A 14829-nucleotide genomic window follows, 5' to 3' on the forward strand; every position below is an offset into this window, starting at 1 on the left:
ACGGCCCGCGTGCCGCCGAAGCCATGAACAAACCCTCCTTGCTCGGCCGTGCCGTGGCGGCCCTTGGCGCGGCGTCCGTGCTCGTGGCGGCGGCGCAGGCGCCCGTGCCCGGCAGCAACCCGGCGCTGCGCGACGTCTTCACCGCCGACCCCGCGCCGCTGGTCGTCGGCGACACCGTCTACCTCTACGTGGGCCACGACGAAGCCCGGGGCAGCGAGATGTTCACGATGAAGGAATGGCTGGCCTACTCGTCCACCGACCTGAAGCACTGGACGCCGCACGGCCCGGTCATGAAGGCCACCGACTTCAAGTGGGCCGTGCGCGACGCCTGGGCCGCGCAGGTCGTGCAGCGCGGCGGCAGGTTCTACCTCTACACGACGGTCCAGCACGACGACACCCATCCGGGCAAGGCCATCGGCGTCGCGGTGGCCGACCACCCGCTCGGGCCGTTCAAGGACGCGCGCGGGTCGGCCCTCGTCACCGACGCGACGACGCCCAGCCCCTATGGCTGGAACGACATCGATCCCACCGTCTTCATCGACGACGACGGCACCGCCTGGATGGCCTGGGGCAACCCGGTGCTCTACCTGGCGCGGCTCAAGGCCAGCATGACCGAGCTGGACGGGCCCATCGAGAAGGTGGCGCTGCCCAACTACACCGAGGGGCCGTGGCTGTCCAAGCGCCAGGGGCTGTACTACCTGACCTACGCCGCCATGGCCCACCAGGGCCTGTGGGAGCACCTGGCCTATGCCACCGCGCCCAGCCCGCGCGGCCCGTGGACCTACCGCGGCCTGCTGACCGGCACGGCCAGGAACAGCTACACCATCCATGCCGGGCTCATCGACGACTTCAAGGGCCAGTCCTACCTTGTCTATCACAACGCCACGCTGACGCTGCCCGATGGGCAGACGGGCGCGCTGGGCCGGCGCTCGGTGGCGCTGGAGTACCTGCACTACCTGCCGGACGGCCGCATCGCGCCGGTCGTGCAGACGCCCGAAGGCCTCAGCCGCCCGCCCGTGCCACCAGCGGTGACGCCCGCGTCGCCCGACCCCGGGCGCTCCGACGCGCGGCTGCGCGTCGATCAGTTCATCCAGGGCTACCCGTCCGCGTGGCGGGGCGTGCCCATGCTGGCGTCCGTCAAGTCACCGTTCGACGAGGCGCCCGAGCCGCGCGGCTTCAACAGCGACGGCGGCGCGAGCCGGCTGGCGCAGACCTTCGTGCCCCATGCCGACTTCACGCTGGGCTCCATCAGCCTCTACGCCGGCGACGGCCACGGCACGCGCGCCGGCAGCCCGCTGCGGCTGGTGCTGCTGGACCTCGGCCCCGCCGATGCGGGTGCAGACACCTACGGCGCGGGTGCCGACCTGCTGGGCACGGGCGACGGCCTGGCGCTGGCCTGTCAACCGCAGGGCGCCGGCCTGCTGGGCATCGCACTCGTCGCCGGGCCGCCCGTCACGTTGAGGGCCGGCCGCCGCTATGCGCTGGAACTGCGCGGCACGCGCAACGGCCTCGACCTCTACCTGCGCGCCAGCCGCGCCGATGTCTATGCCGATGGGGCGGCCTACCTGGACGGTCGGTTGCTGAAGGACAAGCAAGGCCGGCCGGCCGACTTCGCCTTCGCGCTCTATGCCGCCCAGCCTTAGTCGGCCGGGCGCCGGTCGCTGAACCGCAACCAGTCCACGTCGACATGGCCGGCCTGGTCGGTCGCCGCCGTGTTGAAGCAGAACAGCGCCACCTGCGGCCCCTGGAAGGTGCCCGTGCGCCAGTCGTAGACCAGCTCGAACTCGTCGCCCAGCGGCCGGGCGGTGCTGCCGTCCAGCCACGACAGCCGGCCCCGTTCGCGCGTGAAGTCCATCTCCAGCCGCAGCGTCACCGTGCTGGCCGCCAGCGGCACGCCTGGGCCGGGCCGCACGGTAGCGGCTACGCGGTCGCCGTTGTCGATGATGGTGTGCCGCTCCAGCCGCAGCCCGCCATCCTTGCCACGCACGGCCGCGATGCCGGCGTTGACCTTGCCCAGTGTGCCCAGCCCGCAGCGGTCGCCGGCCGCCAGGCCGGCCAGGTCCAGCCGCACGTCGGCGCGGCTGTACGGCCCCTGGCCCTTCTGCGTCAGCGTGTTGCGGGCGGTCCAGAAGCCTTCGGCGCGCGTCGCCTTCAGCCGCAGGAAGCCGGGCCGCTCGCTGAGCGACCAGCGCGTGTCGTCGGGGTTGTGGTTCCACGCCCACTGCAGGCCCAGCGTCGGCGCGTCGAACTCGTCGGACGTGGCGGGCTGCTGCGGCGGCTGGCCCTGCACCGGCTTGCGCGCCACGGCCGGCACGCGGTTCGGCGCCTCGGGCGTGCCCCACACGGGCCAGTCGTCGCGCCAGAAGATGGGGCTGAAGTTCGTCACGCGGCCGATGGCCGGCTTGTCCTGCATGACGAAGCCCCACCAGCGCCCGTCGGCCAGGTCCACGATGGCGCCCTGGTGGCCGCCGCTGGTGGCGCTGTCGATGGCATGGATGGTCTCCCACGGGCCGGTCAGCGCGCGGGCGCGCGAGATCGTCATCGCCAGCCGCCGCGGCACCGCGTTGAACAGGTAGATCCAGTCGCCGCGGCGGACCAGCTTGGAGCCCTCGGCGCCGGGGATGTGGTGGATCTGGCGGGTCTCGGTGACGCGGGTCAGGTCCGCGCTCAGCGACAGCAGCGTCACCGTGCCGTCGCTGCCGATGGCGGTGGCGATGTAGGCCCGGCCGTCGGTGTCGAAGAACAGCGCGGGGTCGAAGGCCGCGCGGTCCAGCGCGTGGCAGCGCCACGGGCCGGCCACCTGGGCGGCGCGGCACAGCCGTGTGTTCTGGCCCACCACGGTGAACGCGACGATGAACTCGCCGCCGTGAAAGCGCAGGCTGGGCGCGAACACGCCGCGCCGGTAGACGCTGCCGCCCGTCAGGTCGAACGCCGGGCCGCCATCCAGCCGCGGCAGCACATGGCCGGCGATGCGCCAGTTGACGAGATCGCGCGAGTGCAGGATGCGCAGCCCCGGCGAGTTCGCGAACGTGGTGGTCGCGAAGTAGAAGTCCTCGCCGACGCGGATGACGTCGGGGTCGGGGTAGTCGGCGTACAGCGGCGGGTTGGTGTAGGTGCCGTCGCCGTTGTCGGCCTGCCAGGCCAGGGCGGGCAGGGCGGCCAGCAGCAGCGTGGCCGCGCCCAGTGCCAGCGCGATGCGCATGGCGAGTGGCAGCTTCATGGGAGGTTGTCCTTCAGGTAGATCTCGATGCGCAGCGGTACCGTGTCGGCCTGGCCGCGCTGGCGCGTCAGCCGCGCGAGCGCCAGCCGGCAGGCCAGCTGCGCCTCCTGTGCGGCCGACTGGCCGATGACGGCGCTGGCCGTGCCGTCCAGCAGCGCGGCGCGGGTGTGCGGCGTCAGCTCGTGGCACACCCAGGCCACGCCGCGCCGCCGCAGCGCCGCGTGGATGCCGTCGTTGCCGGCGCCGATGCTGTAGAGGCCGGCCAGGTCGGGCCGCTCGTCCAGCAGCCGCGTCACCAGCGGCTGGGCCGACTCCGCACGGTCCTTGCAGGCCAGCGGCGGCAGCAGCGCCAGCCCGGGATGTTCGGCCGCCATGCGCTCGCGAAAGCCCGCCAGCCGTTGTGCGTGATCGTGCAGTGCCTGCGAGCCCAGCACGAGCCCCACCGGGCCCGGCCGCCCCGCCAGGCTGCGCGCCAGCAGCGAGGCCGCCGTGCGGCCCGCGGCGCGGTTGTCGATGCCGACGAAATGCAGGCGGCCGCGCGCGGCGATGTCGGACACCAGCGTGATGACGCAGGTGCCGTCACCCGCCATGCGCTCCACCGCGTCGCGCACCAGCGGCTCGTCCTCCAGCATCAGCACCACGGCGTCGTACTGGCCACGCAGCCGGCGCACGGCGGCCGACGCGGCGGCCGGTGCGAACGCGTCCGTCGTGCGCACATCCACGCGGGCGTGCTGCTCGGCCAGCCAGGGTGCCAGCGCGTGCAGCGCCTCGCGCAGCTGCTCGACGAAATGGTTGGGCCCCGCCGGCAGCAGAAAGCACAGCAGCCAGCTGCCGCCGCGCGGCCGCGGTGCGGTGGCGGGCTCCTGCTGCAGCGTGAGCCGCGACACGGCCTCCTGCACGCGCGCCAGCGTGCGTGCGCTGACGCCCGGGCGCTGGTTCAGCACGCGGTCCACGGTGGCCAGGCTGACGCCGGCTTCCCGGGCCACGTCGTTCAGCCGGGCCCGCCATTCGGGGCGTTGCGGCAGCGCCGTCACCGCGGGCTCCCGCCTTCGGTCAACTTCATGAGAAGTCTTGTCTCTGCTTGTTTGGTATCGCTATCATATTTATCCGCCAACCCATACTTCCTGGCGTTTCCCCCAACGAGATGGCTGACCGGGAAGGGGTGACGAGAGCGGTACCAACGACAGTCAGGAGACCTCATGTACGGCAACCCCTGGCGGCGCGTGGCCGCTGGCCTGGCGCTGGCCCTGGCGGCGGCGCTGCCGGCGCTGGCGCGCGAGCGCATCGACCTCGCCGCCGGCTGGCGCTTCCATCGCGGCGACCCGGCCGGCGCCACCGCGTCGCTGATGTACGACGTGCGCCCCGAGGTGACCGCCTCGGCCGACGGCAAGGTGGCCGACGCGCGGCCCGACGAGGCCGTCAAGGCCACGGCCGCCGCGCCGGGCCGCGTGCTCAAGCCCTGGGTGCTGCCCAGCGCAAACGCCTTCATCGGCGACCCGGCCAGGCGCCACCGCCGCCCCGACGGCCACCCCGGCAGCGACGTCGCCTTCGTGCAGCCCGGCTTCGACGACCGCGGCTGGCAGGCCGTCACGCTGCCGCACGACTGGGCCATCGCCGGCCCGTTCCTGCAGACGGGGCCCTACGGCGGCATGGGTCGGCTGCAGACCTGGGGCCCGGTCTGGTATCGCCGCGCGCTGGACATCCCCGCCAGCGACCAGGGGCGCTCGCTGTTCCTGGACGTGGACGGCGCGATGGCCTACGCGACCGTCTGGCTCAACGGCAAGCTCGTGGGCGGCTGGCCCTACGGCTACAACTCGTTCCGGCTGGACCTGACGCCGTGGGCCCGGCCCGGCGGCGCCAACCAACTGGTCATCCGGCTGGACAACCCGCCCGAGTCCGCCCGCTGGTACCCCGGCGCGGGGCTGTACCGCAAGGTCTGGCTGACGAAGACGGCGCCGGTGCACGTGGCCCACTGGGGCACCACGGTGACGACGCCCGAGGTGTCGGCCGAGCAGGCCACCGTGCAGGTCCGCGTGCGCGTGGACAACGACGGCGCCGCGGCCGCGGCGGTGGACGTGTTGACCGAGGTCTTCGCGCTGGACGCAGACGGCCGGCCCACCGGCGACGCCGTGGCCGCCGCGCGCAACCCCGGGCTGGGCGTGCCGGCGGCCGGGCAGGGCGAGGTGACGGCCTCGCTGCGCATCGCCAGGCCGCGCCTGTGGGGGCCGGCGCCGCAGCAGCGGCCGCAGCGCTACGTCGCCGTCACGCGGCTGGTGAGCGTGGCCGGCGAGGTGGATCGTCATGAGACGCCCTTCGGCATCCGCACGCTGCGCTTCGATGCCGACACGGGCCTGCACGTCAACGGCCAGCCGGTGAAGCTGCAGGGCGTCAACCTGCACCATGATCTTGGCGCCTTGGGTGCCGCCTTCCACGTGCGCGCCGCCGAGCGGCAACTGCAGATCCTGCAGGCGATGGGCGCCAACGCCATCCGCCTGGCGCACAACCCGCCGGCGCCGGAGTTCCTGGACCTGTGCGACCGCCTCGGCCTGCTGGTCGTCGACGAGATCTTCGACAGCTGGGAGCGCAAGAAGACGCCGCTGGACTTCCACCTGATCTTCCCGGACTGGCACGAGCCCGACCTGCGCGCCATGCTGCGCCGCGACCGCAACCACCCGTCCATCGTCATGTGGAGCATCGGCAACGAGGTGGGCGAGCAGTACACCGGCGAAGCCGGCGCCGCCGTCGCGCGCCGCCTGCACCAGATCGCCCGCGAGGAAGACCCGACGCGCCCGACGACGACGGCGATGAACTTCGCCAAGTCCGATATGCCGCTGCCCGCCGAGGTGGACGTCATCAGCCTGAACTACCAGGGCGAAGGCATCCGCCAGGACCCCGAGTTCATCGGCACCGACCGCATCCGCACGCCGCCGCAGTACCCGCACTTCCACGCGAAGTTCCCGGGCAAGCTCATCGTCAGTAGCGAGACGGCGTCGGCCTTCAGCAGCCGCGGCGTCTACCTGTTCCCGGTCACACCGGCGCAGAGCTCCATCACGCGCGACGGCCGCGGCGGCGACTCGCAGGCGCTGCAGGTCAGCGGCTACGAGCTGCACGCGGTGGACTTCGGCGCGTCGGCCGACAAGGTGTTCAAGGCGCTCGACGCCCACCCCTTCGTCGCTGGCGAGTTCGTCTGGACCGGCTTCGACTACCTCGGCGAGCCCACGCCGTACTACGCGGCGCGCAGCTCGTATTCCGGCATCGTCGACCTGGCCGGCTTCCCCAAGGACCGCTACTGGCTCTACCAGTCGCGCTGGCGGCCCGAGCTGCCCATGGCCCACCTGCTGCCGCACTGGACCTGGCCCGAGCGCGTGGGCCAGGTCACGCCGGTGCATGCGTTCACCAGCGGCGACGAGGCCGAGCTGTTCCTCAATGGCCGCTCGCTGGGCCGGCGCAAGAAGGGCCCGGGCGAATACCGGCTGCGCTGGGACGACGTCGTCTACGAGCCCGGCACGCTGACGCTGCGGGCCTACAAGGGCGGCCAGCCCTGGGCCACCACCAGCGTCGCCACGACCGGCGCCGCGACGCGGCTGGCGCTGCAGGCCGACCGCGGCACCATCGCCGCCGACGGCAGCGATCTCAGCTTCGTCACGCTGCGCGTCACCGACGCGCAAGGCCGCACCGTGCCGCGCGCCGACGCGCGCATCCGCTTCCATCTGGACGGCCCCGGTGACATCGTCGCCACCGACAACGGCGATGCGACCAGCTTCGATGCCTTCCCGTCGCTGAGCCGCCGCGCGTTCAGCGGTCAGGCGCTGGCCATCGTCCGCGGCCGTGCCGGCGTGGCGGGCCGGCTGGTCGTGCGCGCCGAGGCCGACGGGCTGTCGACGGCGGAGGTCGTGATCACCACGCAGCCGAAGTAGAGCCGCCGCGCGCTCGATGCTCCGGCGTGACGCGTCCGTCGGGGCTCGCTCTGCTCATGCCGATCTAACGAGTTACCAACGCGGCATCATCAATCAGCAGGATGCAGGCCGCCAACTGGCTGGGCAGGATGCAGCGCATGGACACCCCTGAAGCCCCCGACGCCGCTGCAGAGCCATCGCCTCCCGCAGAAGGATCCGCCGCAGCCACGAGCCCGTCGGAAGCCACCGCGGAGCCTGACGTCGCCGCGGCGCCGGCGCATGTTCTCTCCATGGAAGCTGCCGAGAACGCCGTGGCCGCTGCCGATGCATCGGTGGCCCAGGTGGTGCAACAGCTCTCTCAATCGGCTTGACGATTGGCCTGCAAAGCCAGTGGCGAGCGTGTGTTAGTCCCTCAAGAAGGATAGGAATCACATGGCCTTCCCAACTGCAGTCAACAGCCAGATCACGGATGCCGTGACGCAATCCAACGTCAAGGTGCTGGGCGACGCGCCCGCCATGGCGATGGGCAATCTCTACCAAGCCACCGCACAGGCACTGGCAAACGCTGCCCACAATGCCACTGCGGCGCAGCAGCAGGGCAATGAGATCGCCCAGGCGGTGACCACCCGCTGTGTCCAGGTGCTGCTGGGCGGCGCTGCCGACAAGGTGTGATCCATGGCCTTCCCAACCTCTGTCAATGATCAGATCACCGACGCCGTCACGCAGGCCAATGTCCAGGTCCTGAGCGACGCCGCGGCGGCATCGATGGGTGCCCTCTACCAGGCCACGGCCGAGGCGCTCGCGCTGGCGGCGCAGAACGCTGCCAGCCAGCAGCAGCTCGGCACCAGCCTTGCACAGGCGGTCACCACACGCGCCATCACCACCCTGCTGGGCGCTGCCGCATCGAAGTCATGACCGAGGAAGCTGCGGCCACCAACGATCAGATCGTTGATGCGATCCAGCAGGTCAACGACCTGCTGCGCGGCAGCCGGCAACCTTTCGCCGCCGGCGCCGCCTACCAGGCGCTCTCCCATGCACTGAGCCTGGCGATGCACAACGCAGTTCAACAGCAGCAGCACAGCTTCACGCTGCGCTGCGCGATGACCACGGCTGCCGCCACCGCCCTGCTGGACGGTCGCACGGAACAGGCCGAGGCCGTGCTGAAGCTGGCCGAATCACCGCTGATGAACCCCGGCATCGACGTGCAGATCAATGCACTCCATGCCGTGTTGGTGAGCTTGCGCGACGAGATCGAGAAGACCCTCGCGGCGGTGCCGGAACCTGCCGCTGAGCCGACTACTTCCACCGCTTGAAGAGGCGCGCCGGGACGACGCGCAACGGCGGGGCATCTTCGTCCAAGGGTCCCGGCCATCGGCCTCAGGAAAGGGCGGTGCTGTCGCGGCTGCCGCCAGCAACGCGGCTGCCGTTCATGACACCGGTGCAACGGCCGGCGCGCGCATGGGTAACGCACCACGGCCGGACGTCGCACCTGGGCGCTCACTGCGGGTACTTCTTCCCCGCCGTCTCCAACGCCCAGTCATCGCTGCGTGCCGGTGCCGCGGGCAGGCCGTCGCCGCCGACGAGGTTGGACTCGCTGGGGTTGTCCATCCACGCGTAGCGCGCCGCCACGGGGGCTGCCACGGCCGGGCTGCTGAGGACGACGGCGTCGCCCTCGATGCGCGCCGTGGCCGGCGCGAACTTGCGGTCCGCCCCCGCCAGCACGAAGCCGCGCAGCGCCTCGCCCGCCAGCGCCGCGCGCAGGCCACCGCCGGTGTGCTTGAAGCGCAGCCACAGCTCGTTGCCGCGCACCTCCGAGCCAGCCAGCACCGGCCCGCTGGCTGGCGCCGTGCGCAGGCCCAGGTCGTGCAGCGCCAGGCCCGCCAGGCGCTGGCCCACCGTGCGCTTGTTGCGCGGGTGGATGTCGTTGGCGTCGCCCACGTCGAGGGCGACCGCCATGCCGGTGTGCGACAGCTTCAGCGCCTGCGCCTGGGCGTCGCGCAGTTCGGCCCAGCCGCCCTGGCCGGGGCGGTTGTTCTGCAGCGGCAGGAAGGACGCCAGCTGCACGAAGAAGAACGGCAGCTGCGGCTGGCCGAACTGTGTGCGCCAGTCGGTGATGAGGCGCTGGAAGCCGCCGGCATAGGCCGCCGCGCGGCCGGTGTTGCTCTCGCCCTGGTACCAGAGCACGCCGCGGAAGGACAGTCCCTGCAGCGGCGCGATGAGGCCGTTGTGGGCCAGCGTCGGCGCGTCGTTGGCCGTGGGGCCGTTGCCCACCGTCACAGCCTCGACGCGGGCGCGCCAGGCGCCGGCCAGCGGCACCGCGCCGGCCGCGGTGTCCAGCCGCAGCGCGGCGGCGTCGCCATGAATGCCGCCGCCGCCGCCCGTGTCGGTCACGCGCACGGCGATCCAGTTCGCCCCTGCGCGCAGCAGGCCGGCGGGCACGGCGTAGCGGCGCGGCTGGTCGTAGCCGCACTGGCCGCCCACCTTCTGGCCGTTGACCCACACCTCGTCGCAGTCGTCCACCTTGGCCAGGTGCAGCTCGGCGGCGCCAGCGGCCTGCGCGGCGTTCAGCGGCACCTGGCGGCGCAGCCAGACGATGCCGTCCACGTCCGCCAGCCCCTGGCCTTCCCAGACGCCCGGCGCCTGCAGCACGGGCCAGGCGGCGTCCAGGTCGCCGGTGGCCGACCAGCCGCTGGCGTCCACGCCCTGCCAGGGCAGCCCCGGCTGCCAGGCGGCCACGCGCGTCTCCAGCCGCTGGCGCAGCGCCCGGGCGAAGCCGGTGTTGTCGGCAGGCAGGTCTTTCACGAAGGGCGCCAGCTCGGCGTCGGCCAGTGCCACGTCGCGGCGCACCCAGGTCTCCAGGTGCGAGCCGCCCCAGGCGGTGTTGACCAGACCCACGGGCACGCCCAGCGTCGTCTGCATCTGGCGCGCGAAGTGGTAGCCCACGGCGCTGAACTCGCCCACCTTGCCGGCCTCGGCCACCACCCACGGAGCCGGCGCGATGTCGGCCTCGGGCCGCAGGCTGGCGCGCAGCGGCACGCGCAGCTGGCGCAGCTGCGCGTTCTGCGGTGACGCGACGTCCTGCGCCCCGGTGTCGGTGGCCTGCAGCGGCCATTCCATGTTGGACTGGCCGCTCAGCAGCCAGACGTCGCCGATGAGCAGGTCGCGGCGGCGGGCCTCGCCGTCGCCGGTCACGCGCAGCTCATGCGGCCCGCCGGCCTTCAGCGCGGGCAGCTGCGCGGTCCAGCGTCCGTCGGCGCCGGCCTTTGCGGAGGCTTTGTTGCCGGCCAGCGCCACGGTCAGCGTGCGGCCCGGCGTGGCCCAGCCCCAGATGCGGATGGGCTGCTCGCGCTGCAGCACCATGTGGTCGCCGAACACCTGGGCCAGGCGCACGTCGGCCTGGGCCGTGGCGCCGAGCAGGCCCAGCAGGGTGGGAAGAAGCGGCCGCGCGAGGCGGCGCAGGGCGGATGAATGCATGGGTCTCCTTGTGAGCGGGTGTCGCCTGTTTGCGGCGATCGTTTGTGTAGCGCTATCAGCCGGCGTCACCGCCGGGCAGGCGCGATTTTGCAGGCTGGGTGGCGCTGGCCGTGACGGATTGGGCCTGCCGGCGCTGTAAAGAGAAGCAATGTGCGCGCAACCAATGTCGTGGTATCCCTGTGATGGCTTACCATCCTGCGACGCCGGCCCGCCGTGGGCGCGGGCAGGTCCCACGGACGCAAGCGAACCATCGAGGTCGAGAGTGAATCAACCCGCGCGCCAGCGGCGTCGCACCAAGGCGGCCACGATTGCCGATGTGGCCGGGCTGGCCGGCGTGTCGCCGATGACGGTGTCCCGCGTCGTCAACGACGAGCCCGGCGTGAGGCCGGAGACGCGCGAGAAGGTCAGCGCCGCCATCGCCGCGCTGAACTACCTGCCGCATCCGTCCGCCGGCCGCGCGCCCGACGCCGAGTCCATCCGCATCGGCATGGTGTTCCACGATCCGACCGTGGGCTACCTGTCCGACTTCATGATGGGCCTGCTCAGCAAGGCCAGCCTGCGCCACCTGCAGCTGGACGTGCAGCGCTGCGAGCAGCGCGACGATGAGGAGGAAATCGTCCGGCGCATGATTGCCGGCGGCCTCCATGGCCTGATCCTGCCGCCGCCGTTCTGCGACTCGGAGCCGCTGCTGCAGCGGCTGGCCGCGCACCATGTGCTGGCCGTGACCGTGTCCAGCGGCCGTCCCAGCGCGCTGGCCAGCGCCGTCGGCATCGACGACCAGCGCGCCGCGTACGAGATGACGCGCCACCTGCTGTCGCTGGGCCACCACCGGCTGGGCTTCATCCTGGGGGACCGGCACCAGCACTGCAGCGAACGCCGGCTGGCGGGCTTCCGCAGCGCGCTGCGCGACGCCGGGCTGGACCCGGCGCAGGCGGCGCAGCTGGTCCAGGGCGACTTCAGCTACCGCTCCGGGCTGGACGCCGCCGAGCGGCTGCTTGCCGGGCCGCAGCGTCCCACGGCCATCTTCGCCAGCAACGACGACATGGCTGCCGCGACGGTGGCCATCGCGCACCGCATGGGGCTGGACGTGCCCAGCGACCTGGCCGTCGTCGGCTTCGACGATGCGCCGCTGGCCACGACGATCTGGCCCGAGCTGACCACCGTGCGCCAGCCGGTCATGAAGATGGCCGGCGCGGCGGTGGAACTGCTGGTGCGCCACATCCGCGCGCGCCGCGCCGGCAAGCCGCTGCCCAGCGAGCATGTGCTGATGCCGTTCGAGCTGGTGCGCCGCCAGTCCGACGCCGCGCCGCGCTCGCGCCCGCCGCTGCGGCTGGGCGCGGTGGCCTGAGCGGGTCACTGGAACAGCCGCTGCGCGAAGTAGTACAGGTCCTGCCGCCACTGCGCCGCGTCGTGGCCGTGCGCCGGCACATGCCAGACATGCGGCACGCCGAGCGCCTGCAGCCGGGCGTGCACGCCCTGGCTGACGCGCAGCAGCCCGTCCTGGCTGCCGCAGGACAGCCACAGCAGCCGGAACGGCCGGGCCGCGTCGGCGTCGGGCAGCAGCTCGGCCGGCGCCCGCGTGTTGGGGGCCGACGAGAAGCCGCCCACCCAGGCGAAGCGCTCCGGGTGCGTCAGCCCGAAGTTCAGTGCCTGGCCGCCGCCCATGGACAGGCCGGCCAGCGCGCGGCCCTCGCGGTCGGTGCGGGTGCGAAAGCGCGCCTCGATGGCGGGGATCACATCGTCCAGCAGGTCGCGCTCGAAGCGGGCGAAGGCCGGTGCCGCGGCGAACACATTGCCCTCGGCGCGGTCGTTGGGTTGCGCGCGGCCGTTGGGCATGACGACGATCATGGGCTGGGCGCGGCCGTCGGCGATGAGGTTGTCCAGCAGCACCTCGGGCGCCGCGAAGCGCTGCCACTCGGTCTCATCGCCGCCGATGCCGTGCAGCAGGTACAGCACAGGGTAGGCGCGCTGCGGGTCGTACCCCGGCGGCGTGTAGACCAGCAGGCGCCGGCGCGTGCCGACGGTGCGCGAGTCGTAGCTCAGCATCTCCAGCCGGCCGTGCGGGATGCCGTCGCGCGGGCGGTCCCAGCCCGCCGGCGGCGGCGCGAAGGCAGGCCGGTCGTCGGCCTGCAGTTCGATGGGCCAGCTCAGCGGGCGTTGCGCGTCGGCCGGCTGCGCCGCCGCAGCGCCGGCCAGCGCGAGGAGAGAGGCCATCAGGGAACACCGGAGTCGCGTCATCGTCGGGCAAGGTGGGTGGGGAAGGGCGGTGCATGCTAGGCAGGCTGCCCGTGCGCAGGCCAATGACTTCTGGCCGCCCGGCGATTTGCTTTTCGTCATGGCCTCCCTCAGCGGCACGCGCGCCGCACCTCAGCTTGATGGCCTCGATGCCCGTTCCGTGATCGAAACGCGCTTGAATTTGATTGCCGGGCGTCGACGCGGCTTTCTAGGATGGCACTGATATATCACCGGGCCGCGCCGCCCTGCTGAAAGGATGCCCATGAAGCCTGCAGTCCCCGCCGGCGCCGGCCCGCGGCCGGCCACGGTGTCCGACGTGGCCCGGCTGGCCGGCGTGTCGACGATGACCGTGTCGCGCGTCGTCAACGGCGAGTCCAGTGTGAGGCCCGACAGCCGCGCCCGCGTGCAGTCCGCCGTCGCCGCGCTGAACTACATCCCCAACCCGGCCGCGCGCAAGCTGGCCGGTGCCCGCCCCATCCTGCTGGGCCTGCTCTACAGCGACGCCCGCGCCGGCTACCTGAACGGTTTCATGCTGGGGCTGCTGGGCAAGATCAGCCTGCGCCATGTGCAGCTGAACGCGCAGTGCTGCGACCCCGGCAGCGACGGCCTGGACGCGGCGGCCGCGATGCTGGCCCAGGGCATCGACGGCCTCATCCTGCCGCCGCCGTTCTGCGAGTCCCAGGCGCTGCTGGACCTCGTGGCTGCCAGCGGCACGCCGGTTGTCACCGTGTCGGCGGGCCAGCCGTCGCCGCAGACCCACGGCGTCAGCATCGACGACCGCCAGGCGGCCTACGAGATGACGCGCCACCTGCTGGCACTGGGCCACCAGCGGCTGGGCTTCATCGCCGGCCACCCTGGCTACAGCAGCAGCGAGCGGCGCCAGGCCGGCTTCGAGGCCGCCGTGCGCGAGGCCGGGCTGAACCCCGCGCTGGACGTGCAAAGGGCCCAGGGGCAGTTCACCTACCAGTCCGGGCTGGACGCTGCCGAGCAGCTGCTGACCGGCGCCCGCCGGCCGTCCGCCGTCTTTGCCAGCAATGACGACATGGCCGCCGCCACCGTCGCCGTGGCGCAGCGGCTGGGCCTGTACGTGCCCAGCGACCTGACGGTGGTGGGCTTCGACGACGCGCCGCTGGCCACCACCATCTGGCCCGAGCTGACGACGGTGCGCCAGCCCATCGGCGACATGGCCAGCGCGGCCGTGGACGTGCTGGTGCGCCACATCCGCGCCTGGCGTAACGGCGTGCGGCTGCCGCCCGGCCAGCAGGTGATGGCGCACACGCTGATCCGCCGGCAGTCCGACGCGGCGCCCAAGCTCCGGCCGGCCGTGCGGTTAGGCATCGTCGCCTGACGCAAGCCGTTGCGTGTTTCGGGGTTGGCGGTGGGGTTGTGGCTTTCCCGAGACTCAGGGAAACCCGTTCGGAGCGACATTCGGGCTCTGCCTAGAATTTGTTGCACTGCACAGGAGACCTCCGCATGGCGACTGCCCGCAAAAAGCCGGCATCCACCGACGACACCGCCGCCCCCCAGGCCAAGCCCGGGCTGCGCGTGCTCAAGAAGTACCCCAACCGCCGCCTGTACGACACGCAGACCAGCAGTTACATCACGCTGGCCGATGTGAAGCGCATGGTGCTGGACGGCGTGGACTTCGAAGTCCACGACGCCAAGACCCACGAGGACCTGACCCGTTCCATCCTGCTGCAGATCATCCTGGAGGAAGAGACCGGCGGCGTGCCGATGTTCTCCACCAGCTCGCTGGCCCAGATCATCCGGTTCTACGGCCACGCGATGCAGGGCGTCATGGGCGGCCTGCTGGAGCGCCAGATGCAGGCCTTCACGGACATGCAGCAGCGCTTCACCGAGCAGACGCCCGGCATGCCCTTCAGCCCCGAGGCCTGGACCGGCCTGATGGGCGGCTACGCCGAGCAGTCCAAGTCGCTGATGAACCAGTGGCAGGAACAGATGAAGAATGCCGGGGCGATGTTCCCGTTCGGCCCCAAGAAATAG

At 72.2% G+C, this 14829-nt stretch carries 13 protein-coding genes; 9 read left to right on the plus strand and 4 right to left on the minus strand.

Annotation, left to right across the window (positions count from 1 at the left end):
• Positions 1-23: 23 nt before the first annotated feature.
• The gene (locus AC1Q7O_RS03885; RefSeq protein ID WP_492659154.1) at positions 24-1643 is read left to right on the plus strand and encodes a glycoside hydrolase family 43 protein; all 1620 of its coding nucleotides are present in this window, start codon (positions 24-26) and stop codon (positions 1641-1643) included.
• On the opposite strand, the gene AC1Q7O_RS03890 is transcribed toward AC1Q7O_RS03885, so the two are convergent.
• Both AC1Q7O_RS03890 and AC1Q7O_RS03895 read right to left on the minus strand, forming a co-directional pair.
• A complete protein-coding gene (locus tag AC1Q7O_RS03890) occupies positions 1640-3220 on the minus strand; it encodes a glycoside hydrolase family 43 protein (RefSeq protein ID WP_492659155.1) in 1581 nt (526 codons plus the stop codon). The genes AC1Q7O_RS03885 and AC1Q7O_RS03890 overlap by 4 nt on opposite strands.
• Positions 3217-4254: a LacI family DNA-binding transcriptional regulator gene (locus tag AC1Q7O_RS03895; protein ID WP_492659156.1), complete on the minus strand. Its 1038-nt coding sequence runs from the start codon at positions 4252-4254 to the stop codon at positions 3217-3219. Before AC1Q7O_RS03895 ends, AC1Q7O_RS03890 begins: the two co-directional genes overlap by 4 nt.
• 165 nt (positions 4255-4419) lie before the next feature.
• On the opposite strand from AC1Q7O_RS03895, the gene galB reads away from it, so the two are divergent.
• The 5 genes from galB to AC1Q7O_RS03920 all read left to right on the plus strand — a co-directional run bounded on the left by galB (position 4420) and on the right by AC1Q7O_RS03920 (position 8429).
• Positions 4420-7137 (plus strand): beta-galactosidase GalB, encoded by a 2718-nt coding sequence (gene galB / locus AC1Q7O_RS03900; RefSeq protein ID WP_492659157.1) that lies wholly within the window; start codon positions 4420-4422, stop codon positions 7135-7137.
• 137 nt (positions 7138-7274) lie between these two features.
• Positions 7275-7487, plus strand: coding sequence for a hypothetical protein (locus AC1Q7O_RS03905; protein ID WP_492659158.1), 213 nt, complete (start codon positions 7275-7277; stop codon positions 7485-7487).
• A gap of 61 nt (positions 7488-7548) precedes the next feature.
• Complete coding sequence (locus tag AC1Q7O_RS03910) at positions 7549-7788, plus strand: RebB family R body protein (RefSeq protein WP_268166343.1); 240 nt, start codon at positions 7549-7551, stop codon at positions 7786-7788.
• Positions 7789-7791: 3 nt separating this feature from the next.
• A complete protein-coding gene (locus AC1Q7O_RS03915) occupies positions 7792-8031 on the plus strand; it encodes a RebB family R body protein (RefSeq protein WP_492659159.1) in 240 nt (79 codons plus the stop codon).
• Entirely contained in the window at positions 8028-8429 is a 402-nt protein-coding gene (locus AC1Q7O_RS03920) for a RebB family R body protein (RefSeq protein ID WP_492659160.1), read from the plus strand. The genes AC1Q7O_RS03915 and AC1Q7O_RS03920 overlap by 4 nt, the downstream gene beginning before the upstream one ends.
• A 184-nt stretch (positions 8430-8613) precedes the next feature.
• On the opposite strand, the gene AC1Q7O_RS03925 is transcribed toward AC1Q7O_RS03920, so the two are convergent.
• Positions 8614-10590, minus strand: a complete 1977-nt coding sequence (locus AC1Q7O_RS03925) for a sialate O-acetylesterase (RefSeq protein WP_492659161.1) — start codon at positions 10588-10590, stop codon at positions 8614-8616.
• Between the two features lie 262 nt (positions 10591-10852).
• On the opposite strand from AC1Q7O_RS03925, the gene AC1Q7O_RS03930 reads away from it, so the two are divergent.
• Positions 10853-11938, plus strand: a complete 1086-nt coding sequence (locus AC1Q7O_RS03930; RefSeq protein ID WP_492659162.1) for a LacI family DNA-binding transcriptional regulator — start codon at positions 10853-10855, stop codon at positions 11936-11938.
• A gap of 5 nt (positions 11939-11943) precedes the next feature.
• On the opposite strand, the gene AC1Q7O_RS03935 is transcribed toward AC1Q7O_RS03930, so the two are convergent.
• A complete protein-coding gene (locus AC1Q7O_RS03935) occupies positions 11944-12804 on the minus strand; it encodes an alpha/beta hydrolase (RefSeq protein WP_492659163.1) in 861 nt (286 codons plus the stop codon).
• Positions 12805-13087: 283 nt separating this feature from the next.
• On the opposite strand from AC1Q7O_RS03935, the gene AC1Q7O_RS03940 reads away from it, so the two are divergent.
• Positions 13088-14173 (plus strand): LacI family DNA-binding transcriptional regulator, encoded by a 1086-nt coding sequence (locus AC1Q7O_RS03940; protein ID WP_492659164.1) that lies wholly within the window; start codon positions 13088-13090, stop codon positions 14171-14173.
• Positions 14174-14298: 125 nt separating this feature from the next.
• A complete protein-coding gene (phaR, locus tag AC1Q7O_RS03945; RefSeq protein WP_492659165.1) occupies positions 14299-14829 on the plus strand; it encodes a polyhydroxyalkanoate synthesis repressor PhaR in 531 nt (176 codons plus the stop codon).

This window comes from Roseateles sp. GW823-FHT07B05 (assembly GCF_058794515.1).